This window comes from Sphingobacterium ginsenosidimutans, from assembly GCF_039536865.1.
Taxonomy (GTDB): domain Bacteria; phylum Bacteroidota; class Bacteroidia; order Sphingobacteriales; family Sphingobacteriaceae; genus Sphingobacterium; species Sphingobacterium detergens.
In genome coordinates this window covers 814,416-822,930 of record NZ_BAAAZK010000007.1, presented here as the reverse complement: position 1 = coordinate 822,930, position 8,515 = coordinate 814,416, and the positions used below count along the sequence as shown (strand labels likewise).

The following is an 8,515-nucleotide window of genomic DNA, read 5'->3' as shown; positions in this document are numbered from 1 at the left end:
CCTTTTTTGTATTACTGTGCATTTAACCAATGTAAAGTGAAACGCTACCCTGTCCGTATTTAGAAGAGGAAACTATATTTTAATACCGACTGGAATCCACGTAACGGAATGGTTTGGCGGTTTTCCAGGTTCGCAGTCAAACTGTAACTGGTATATATTTTTTTGTTGCCGATATTATTGATATTGAGTTCCAGACTATGTTTACTTTTAAGTGGTTTATAGCGGACGGATGCGTCTAGAAAGCCATTGGCGATTGGATCAAGTCCACTGCTTTGATAACTACCATAACTCCAGGTTCCCTTTACAAAGAGGTAAGCGCCAACGACATAAAGAACCCCCAAACTATGGGTATTTGATGTATATCGGTTGGAACTCCGCTCCGCCTCACTTTTTAGTCGATTTAGAAAATTGCTATAGGTATACTGATAGGATAATGTCGTATGGGAGATGCCCTTATATTCTAGCCTTGGGCTGACTGTTATTGTCGTTCCAGTGGCTGCAGCAAATTGACCATTCAAAAATTGATTGTATTTATTTTGATTGGCGCTTGCATTGACACCCAAATAAATTCCCTCTTTCAATAAGGATTTCGACATACCCAGTGTCAGGGCATTACTGCTCGTCCGATTGTCATAGGGCATCAACTTACTGATAATCCCCTGCTGTGTCACATCCTGACCGACTAGATAATCATTTTGTGTCCGCAGATGTGACGCTGTTACATTCAGGTAAAATAAGCTGATTGGTCGTTCGATAGCATAACGCAATGTATATGCTTGGCTTGCTGTAAAATACAGTGGTGCAGCGAAACTTTTTATTTCCCTGAAATTACTCAAAATTGGGTTCGGATAGAGCTGATCTAGATCTGAATTTTCTTGATTGAAACGTAGGGACAATAAGAAATAATCTCTATTAGGTAGGTAGGCTTGCATAGATACAGTCGGTGTAAACAGTAGTTTCTTCGTCTCTGTGGTTGACCCCGCTTGACGATCCGCAATATCCCATGCGTTCCAGGTCAAAGGAAAGGCGCCGGAAAGGATAAAGTCTTTATTTTTCCAGTCCAGTTTTACACCAGCAGACATTTGCTGCTGTTTCCAGCGCAGATTGTTGTCGGGAAACCTTTCGTTATCAAATACAGCCCCATCTTTGACCAAGTTTAATGCCGAGTTGAGTTCTTTATCGAGGTAATTTAAACGGGCAAAGTAAGTACGTTTTAAGCGTGTATTATTACGTGTATAGGCCACTTGTATATTACCATTGGTCTGGGGTAAAGAAACCGTTTGTCGAACAGCATCATAGGGCTGATTTTGATTTAAATAATTCGCCATCACGCCAGGCAATACCTCCAGGCGGTCCTTATGCCATTTTCGATCCAGATCCAGATTAAAGGTGATCAGATCCTTATTTTTTAATTTGGGCGTATACTCCATGGATTCGGATATAAAATTCAGCTGATCCCGCCCCCATTGGTCATAGCGTGCACCATCATCCAGTAGCCAGGTGTGGTGGTTTTGGTTTTCGGCTTTAAAATCGATTGTATTTTTTAAATAATACCGATTATCATTGCCTTCCAAGGTGAAGCTACCACGCCCATAAAATGGTTTTTTTGTCGTATTATAATAATTATTGTAAGTGACCTGACTGCCATCGGCCAATAGATATTTTTGCGTGCCATCGCTGCTGAGCCGCTCTCTGTCGGCCCACAGATTGCCATTCACGCTAGAACTCCATGCCTCGGACCACTTATAAAATTGATTGGTATTAAAGGCGACAGATCGATTGTTGTAATATTTGTTTGTCGGCACTGAGGGCGTTGCCGCTGCGATCGGTTCGGTCAGGTTGAATGAGTTGATGGATTCCACATCGTTGTTAATGCGCTCACCAATAGAATTGTATTGCAGTGTATTCAGGGTTTTATACTTCTTTTTGAAGCTCATGGTATTCCCATTGATAAAACCATCGATTGGTGCAGCAATACCAACAGTAGCTTCACCTGACCAGATCATTTTCGCATCTTCGTTAAGAACAAGATTCAAGGCGACATCTTCAGAGTTGCTTACCCCCTGTTTGACTTTTTTATGTTCATGATTTTGGACAAGCTCAACATCTTTGACCGCTTTGGGTTGTATTGTTCTTGTTCCAACGCCATAGCCATTTTGAAAGATATTGTCCCCATCGACATACATCCGGCTGACGGTTTTGCCATTGTGCTTGATGACGCCGTTGTCGTCAACCTCTATACCGGGCATGCGGCGCAGTACATCGCCGATGTTCCTGTCTTCTGCAGAAACAAAGTTGTTGACCGCATAGCGTGTGGTATCACCGGCGCGACGTACCGCCAGCGGTTTGCTCTTGACGGTTACATCTGCCAGTTGAATAGACTTTTTGACCAGTTCAAAGTCCATTTTTTTGCTTTGGTCTTTATAGTCCTTACGGATTTTCTCATACGAAATATGGCTGACCTCGATCCATTGGGCTTTAGACATCTCTTCTTTTGTCAGATTAAATGCATACTGCCCCGCACTATTGCTTCTGACGGTATGGAGGCTACTGTTGGCATAGCCGATAACGATGGTCGCATAGGCTATGGCCTGTTTGTTGCTACTGATGGTACCCTCAATTTTCTCCTGGGAAAAAGTAAGTGTGGAGACCATAGTCAAGCATAGGCTGCAAAAGATTTCTTTCATCAGAATCGTTATTTGATCGTGCGTTCAACCGGATTGTTCAACTGAAATTTTTGTTTATTTTTTCCGTTTTCTTTCATCAGGGCCTCAGCTTGTTCCTGCGAGATTTCGCGTCCGTCCTGTGTTTTGAACTTTACGCTAGCACCGGCGGGTAATTGCGCCATCATCGCTCCCAGCTTGTCCGCTTTACTATTTTCCATCGCCTTGCGGTATTTTTCATAGGGAAGTTCGGGTAGTTTGTCGATCTCCATCAAGGGCATCTTGTCGGTGACCTTATCCAATCCCGCATAACGAAAGCGAACCTCATTGGTCAAATCTTTGGCTTCAAGGATGGCACCGGGCAAGCCATTCAGCTTCCAGGGGCCCACCGGAAATGGGATTTCTTCGGTAAACCAGGCCTCATAGGTGCGACCACCAAATTGTCCTGTCGCCTTGATGCATGCATAGCCGCCGATATCCCGCTTTTCTTCGCTGATGGCCCAATCTATTTTATAGTTTTTGTTAGGGTGCACCTTATACAATTGGCCGAGCATCGTCACTAGAGAGGGGCTTTCCCCAGTTCCGAAAGGTGTATACAGATTGACCAGTCCATCGGACTGATCAACAGCATCCATACTGATATGAAGTGCCCCTTGCTCCTGATTCTTTTCCATAGGTGCCATGGAATAGAAAGAGCTTCCATTACCGATATACAGGTACATGGAACGTGTAATAGGGTCTTCCTTTTTTGTACTATCAGCGATATGTTCAAAATCATACTTAATAAACATATTCACTTGATTGTCTTGAGCAAATAGCCCTTGGACGAGGAGAAAAAGACCGATAATAACGGTCAGCGAAAACTTTGTTGTGTTCATTTTTATTACTTTTATATTGTCAGTGGATCAAAAGTAGAATGGAAGTGCGGCTCTCATTTCTATTGCTTTGTTAAATACTGTTAACCGGAAACGGAATTGTTAACTACTGTTAAGTAATGTTATGAACTGTTAGCAAATCCCTCTTTTTCGTGGATTTTAGCTAGCATTGTAGCTGAGAATTTTATTATGAGTACACACAGGAAAACACGCGTTATCATTGCCTTACTGATCGCTAGCACGATAGCTGTTATTGTCATGCAGGTGTTTTGGTTGTCCAATGCCTTTCGTATCAACCAGCAAAAGGAAAAGATCATGATTCAAGGTGCGATCAAAGATGCCATAGATGTCGTGCGCCTCAAAACGTATTTCGGTATTGACACCTCCCTTTCCAAAGAACAATCCTCCATTCTGCGTGCAATGGGTGGTATACTTGACCAAGTTTCCAATAATGAACTAAAGGGTGTGCAGATTCATCGGCAGATTACAAAAGATTCAACGACGAAGAAAAGCTGTGATACCTGTACAAACGTCTCAAAAAAGACGACCCACGAATTTCGGATGGATATCGCAGAAAGTAGTAAGGATGTCGAAAAAAAGCTAGTAGATTCGATTTTACGGGCAAATCATATGAGCAAAGTGCCGAAGCATGTAAAAGTCACCACGCATAGGGTTCAGGATACCTTCGTTCAACTTTCTTCACAGGGTAACAAAGAGATAGATACCGCATTCGCAAAAAAGCCTGGACAGCCATCAAAGTCTACCGTCACGCCACAGTCCAGTGGTTCTGCTGTTAAGGTATATGCAAACGATACCGAATCCACACAAAAAGATTTGGATACGCTTGCTATTGGCCGGTTGCTGGATTCATTGATAGACACCAATTTTGATGAACTGCAACTGAAAAATCAATTTAAAGTGTCCTTTGCTGCCCTTGCAGATAGTGCCAAGCAACCCTTGGATTCCGTCGCTCACTACCTCTTGGTGAGAAGTACCATCAGTCCTAGCTACAGCGCCGTGATTAGTGTAAAACCTGATTTATTCACGAGCTTAGATGGCATGAAATGGCTTCTCTTCGTTTCTATCCTTATTTTGGGGATGCTATTTTATACAGCGCTTGCCCTCATCAATTCCTTCAATCGCGAGAAGCAAATGACCGAGATTAAGAATGATTTTATCTCCAATATGACCCACGAGTTCAAAACACCGATCGCCACAGCAAGTCTGGCGGTGGAGTTGATGAGTAAGTTTGGGATAAAGGACAACCCCGAAAAGCTAGATGAATACCTCAATATCTGCGGTGCTGAACTCAAGCGTGTGTCAAGTATGATTGAAACCGTGCTTCGGTTGGCGCAAGATAATCCATATATGTTAGAAAAAGAGTCCACCGATCTCAGCCAGATCCTGCTTGATTTTCAACGTCAGACAAGATCCAAACTTGATGAGGCGAAAGGAACGTTATCCATAGCAATCGCAGACGATTTTCCAACTGTTGAAGTGGACAAGACACATTTGGAAAATATTCTTTATAATCTACTCGATAATAGCTTGAAATATAGTCGGCAAGTGCTTGCTATTCAGATTGGTGTTAGTCTAGAGAAGCAGCACTTTCGGCTATCCTTTGCTGACAATGGTATAGGAATTCCAAGGGATTACTTGGACCGTGTATTCGATCAATTCTTTCGGGTACCCATGGGCAACGTGCATGCAACCAAAGGCTTTGGCTTAGGCTTATCCTACGTAAAAAAAATTGTGGAGCTCCATGGTGGCACCATTCAGGTGGAGAGTCAATTAGACAAGGGAACAACATTTGTCCTTTATATTCCAGTTAAATCTTAATTCGTTTGTTATCACCCTTATGAATAAAATAAAAGTATTATTGGCCGAAGATGAACCTATGATGGGCAAGCTGATCAAGGAAGCCTTAGAACTCCGAGACTTTGAAGTCGTTTGGGCTGTGGATGGTCTCAAAGCATTTTCCTCATTCTGTGTTGCACGGCCCGACATCTGTATATTTGATGTGATGATGCCCTACAAGGATGGGTTTACCTTGGCGCAGGAAGTACGTGGACTAGCGAGCGAAGTTCCGATTATATTTCTGACGGCAAAGTCGACGATTCAGGATCTGGCCACCGGCTTTGAGGTCGGGGCCAACGATTATATTAAAAAACCATTCAGCATGGAAGAATTGATTATTCGAATGCATGCGTTGCTCAATAGGCGCTCTTCCTTGAAACAATCTCCTAGCAGCCTGACGGAAGAATATGTTATTGGCAAATTTCATTTTAGCTTCAAGAATCTACAGCTTAGTATAGGCAATAAACAGCAGATACTATCTTATAAAGAAGCTCAATTACTGAAACTACTGGTTGATCATCGGGATGCTGTACTCGACCGTAAGGTGGCGCTGGACTATGTCTGGGGTGATGATAGTTATTTCAATAGCCGGAGCATGGATGTTTTTATCAGTAAACTGCGCAAATTTTTGGAAGGAGATCCCACGATTAAGATTGTCAATATCCGCGGAAAGGGGTTTAAACTGGTTGTTGGTTGACTTGTCTGTTGAGCTTAAAGTAACAATTATTGTAATTAAAAACACTTGTTTCCTAGGTCTTTATGCTTACTGATCGTTGAAAACTCTTCCTTCGTACAGTTGATCGCTAGATTCCTTCCATTCCTGAATAAAAAAACTAATTGTTCTCCTTTATACTCCAGCTCGACATTCTTAATAAATTCCATCCCCTTAAAGAAATATTTCCCGCCAATATTGAAATTGATTTTTCCGTACATGATATCTATAGATCCACAAGACTGAATGCCAGAGACCACGTTGAGTCGCAGATAGTCCTTGTTTACAAGTTCATGGGAGATAATTTTTAGTATTGTTGGCATCCTTTTTTGATCACAGGTTCTATACTATCCTTAATGGAAAATTTTATTACATAGAGTTATCTTTTATCAAAATAAGGAACCATTTCCCTTTTGTTTTTTCGAAATGATATTCGACCAGTATGCCATTATCTATTCCACGCATTGTGATTTTTGCAGACTTATTATTATCGACGGTCGTCTTCCTTTCCATTTGATCGGTCTGGCTTTTGGAAGTGCTATTACGGAGGTCAAGTAGTTTATAATCAGTTCTTGTTTTATAAGTAACCTTATCTTTTTCCTGATCTTGATCATACCATGTTACTTTTAGCGGAAATTTCACACTATTTATTTGAAAGGCGGTGTCGGTACTAAATTTTTCTATAAAGTTGGCGAATTCATCGTTGATACTATTTTTAGATAAGGTAACCATAACCTGTTCTGGTAGCTTGTATAATGGTGCTGCATTTGCATTGATATTATCAAATGTTACTGTTGTAACGACCAGAAGAATGCTGTTTAATAAATATCTCATAATATGTTTTTTATGGGTATAAAGCATTGTACAAAAAACTTGCCATATAAATCAGAATTCAACTTGTATGCATCAACAACATAAAAAATGTACGTGTTACAATAATTCTAGAACTTTTATTTGCACTACAGATCTGGACATTTATATATCCTTTCAATATCCGAGGCCTGGCGGAGCTCTTTTAATTGATATCTGGTATCATTGCTATCAATAGAGACATGCTTAGGGTAAGCCATTACCCCATTTTCTATTTGCATCACTAAATGGTTATCCACATAGTATTGCTGGATTTCCTCCTGATCCTCTTTATTCGTTTCATTATTGTGGTAACGCCGTATTTCGGATGAAAAAATCAATAGGCCGTTTTCAAAATAGTAGGCATATGTCCAGGAACTTGCTGCCTGATCATCATCCCCCACACCACTATCAGTCACTTTTTTCACGGTATTATTTTCGCTGTAAATAACAATAGAAGCCTTCATGACCCCACATTTGTTGCTATACGGATAAGACTTTGTTTTGAGCTTCAGTGCATCGATCCGCTTTACCTCTTTGCTGATCCTGCTGCTGTGGTCAAGCCCTATTTGTGTGGAATTGTTTAATATGCTGTCCAATATTCTTACTTCTTGATCAAAACGTTGCCGCCAGCCCATACCAAACTGTTTTTTCAACTGCTCAAAATATTTTTCATTATGCTGCTCGTACCGTTGCTTCTCGCCAGGTATAATTTCGCAACCACCTTCGATGCGTTCATAGCGGATATCCCATTTTTTGATGGTGCTGTCCAATGCGCAGTAATATCCCTCCGGAGGCAGCTCACCCTGCCGATAATCTATCCATTTTAAGCTGCTGTCTGCGCCTTTTCTTCCTTCCGCGGTATTATTTCGGGCGGTTTGTGTTCCATCGCAGGAGAAGAAAAGAAAAAACAACAGGCAGAAGTAGTATCCTATTTTCATATGATTTCCAAAGCTGTATAGTTCGATAAATCTGTTCCTAAAATCCGTGGTTTTATGCGCCACATCATGGTTCTGTTCTGAGGATTCCCTTCGGTCAGATCTTTTCTCAAAAACGAAAAAAGGTAGATATTATTTTTAGGAAATACAAGTTCATCATCCTGAACTACAGGGTTTTCGTTTAGGTCTTCCGCCATTTTCTTGACCAAATTTAGCGGACTGCTGGAAAAGATCGGCATCTGTTTAAAATGAAGCTGCCCTGCCCTATTATCGGCAAAGATTTCGGTCAATTGTTCATCCTCATATTCCAATGTCAATCCGGTTGTCATGCGATGTTGCATCAGGACAACACCCCGCTGATCATTTGCATTTGTTGCTTCTAGTGCCTCCATGACGGTTTTCAGCTCGGCTTCGGTGATAAAGTCTTTTAGTAAGTTGTAGGTATCCAAGACATGATCTTTCATGTCTGCGGGGTTATGTTCAGATGTAACTTTACCTAGAACCTCATCAAAGGCAGCAACCTGTAGCCTGTTCATCCGAAACGTCACTTTTCCTAATCCCAAAGTGGGCAACAATTCCCAATGACTATTGTCAGTTTTTTCTCTCATGTTTGGATCAACT

At 41.4% G+C, this 8,515-nt stretch carries 8 protein-coding genes; 2 read left to right on the top strand and 6 right to left on the bottom strand.

Features of this window, described 5'->3' with window-relative positions; translation table 11 throughout:
* Positions 1-59: 59 nt before the first annotated feature.
* Together ABFX33_RS15725 and ABFX33_RS15720 are read right to left on the bottom strand one after the other, a co-directional pair.
* The gene (locus ABFX33_RS15725) at positions 60-2,687 is read right to left on the bottom strand and encodes a hypothetical protein (protein WP_346086809.1); all 2,628 of its coding nucleotides are present in this window, start codon (positions 2,685-2,687) and stop codon (positions 60-62) included.
* Between the two features lie 8 nt (positions 2,688-2,695).
* Entirely contained in the window at positions 2,696-3,541 is an 846-nt protein-coding gene (locus tag ABFX33_RS15720) for a GLPGLI family protein (RefSeq protein WP_346086808.1), read from the bottom strand.
* Positions 3,542-3,727: 186 nt separating this feature from the next.
* On the opposite strand from ABFX33_RS15720, the gene ABFX33_RS15715 reads away from it, so the two are divergent.
* Positions 3,728-5,377 (top strand): sensor histidine kinase, encoded by a 1,650-nt coding sequence (locus tag ABFX33_RS15715; RefSeq protein ID WP_346086807.1) that lies wholly within the window; start codon positions 3,728-3,730, stop codon positions 5,375-5,377.
* A gap of 19 nt (positions 5,378-5,396) precedes the next feature.
* Positions 5,397-6,092 carry a response regulator transcription factor gene (locus ABFX33_RS15710; RefSeq protein WP_346086806.1) on the top strand — a complete coding sequence of 232 codons (696 nt, stop codon included), beginning with the start codon at positions 5,397-5,399 and terminating at the stop codon, positions 6,090-6,092.
* Between the two features lie 35 nt (positions 6,093-6,127).
* Here ABFX33_RS15710 and ABFX33_RS15705 read toward each other — a convergent pair whose 3' ends face one another.
* The 4 genes from ABFX33_RS15705 to ABFX33_RS15690 form a co-directional block, all read right to left on the bottom strand.
* Positions 6,128-6,430: a hypothetical protein gene (locus ABFX33_RS15705; RefSeq protein WP_346086805.1), complete on the bottom strand. Its 303-nt coding sequence runs from the start codon at positions 6,428-6,430 to the stop codon at positions 6,128-6,130.
* A 46-nt stretch (positions 6,431-6,476) separates the two neighbouring features.
* Complete coding sequence (locus ABFX33_RS15700; RefSeq protein ID WP_346086804.1) at positions 6,477-6,941, bottom strand: DUF4348 domain-containing protein; 465 nt, start codon at positions 6,939-6,941, stop codon at positions 6,477-6,479.
* Between the two features lie 125 nt (positions 6,942-7,066).
* On the bottom strand, positions 7,067-7,897 hold the full coding sequence (locus tag ABFX33_RS15695) for an FEKKY domain-containing protein (protein WP_346086803.1): 831 nt from the start codon (positions 7,895-7,897) through the stop codon (positions 7,067-7,069).
* Positions 7,894-8,502 carry a hypothetical protein gene (locus ABFX33_RS15690; RefSeq protein WP_346086802.1) on the bottom strand — a complete coding sequence of 203 codons (609 nt, stop codon included), beginning with the start codon at positions 8,500-8,502 and terminating at the stop codon, positions 7,894-7,896. The genes ABFX33_RS15695 and ABFX33_RS15690 overlap by 4 nt, the downstream gene beginning before the upstream one ends.
* Positions 8,503-8,515: the final 13 nt, after the last annotated feature.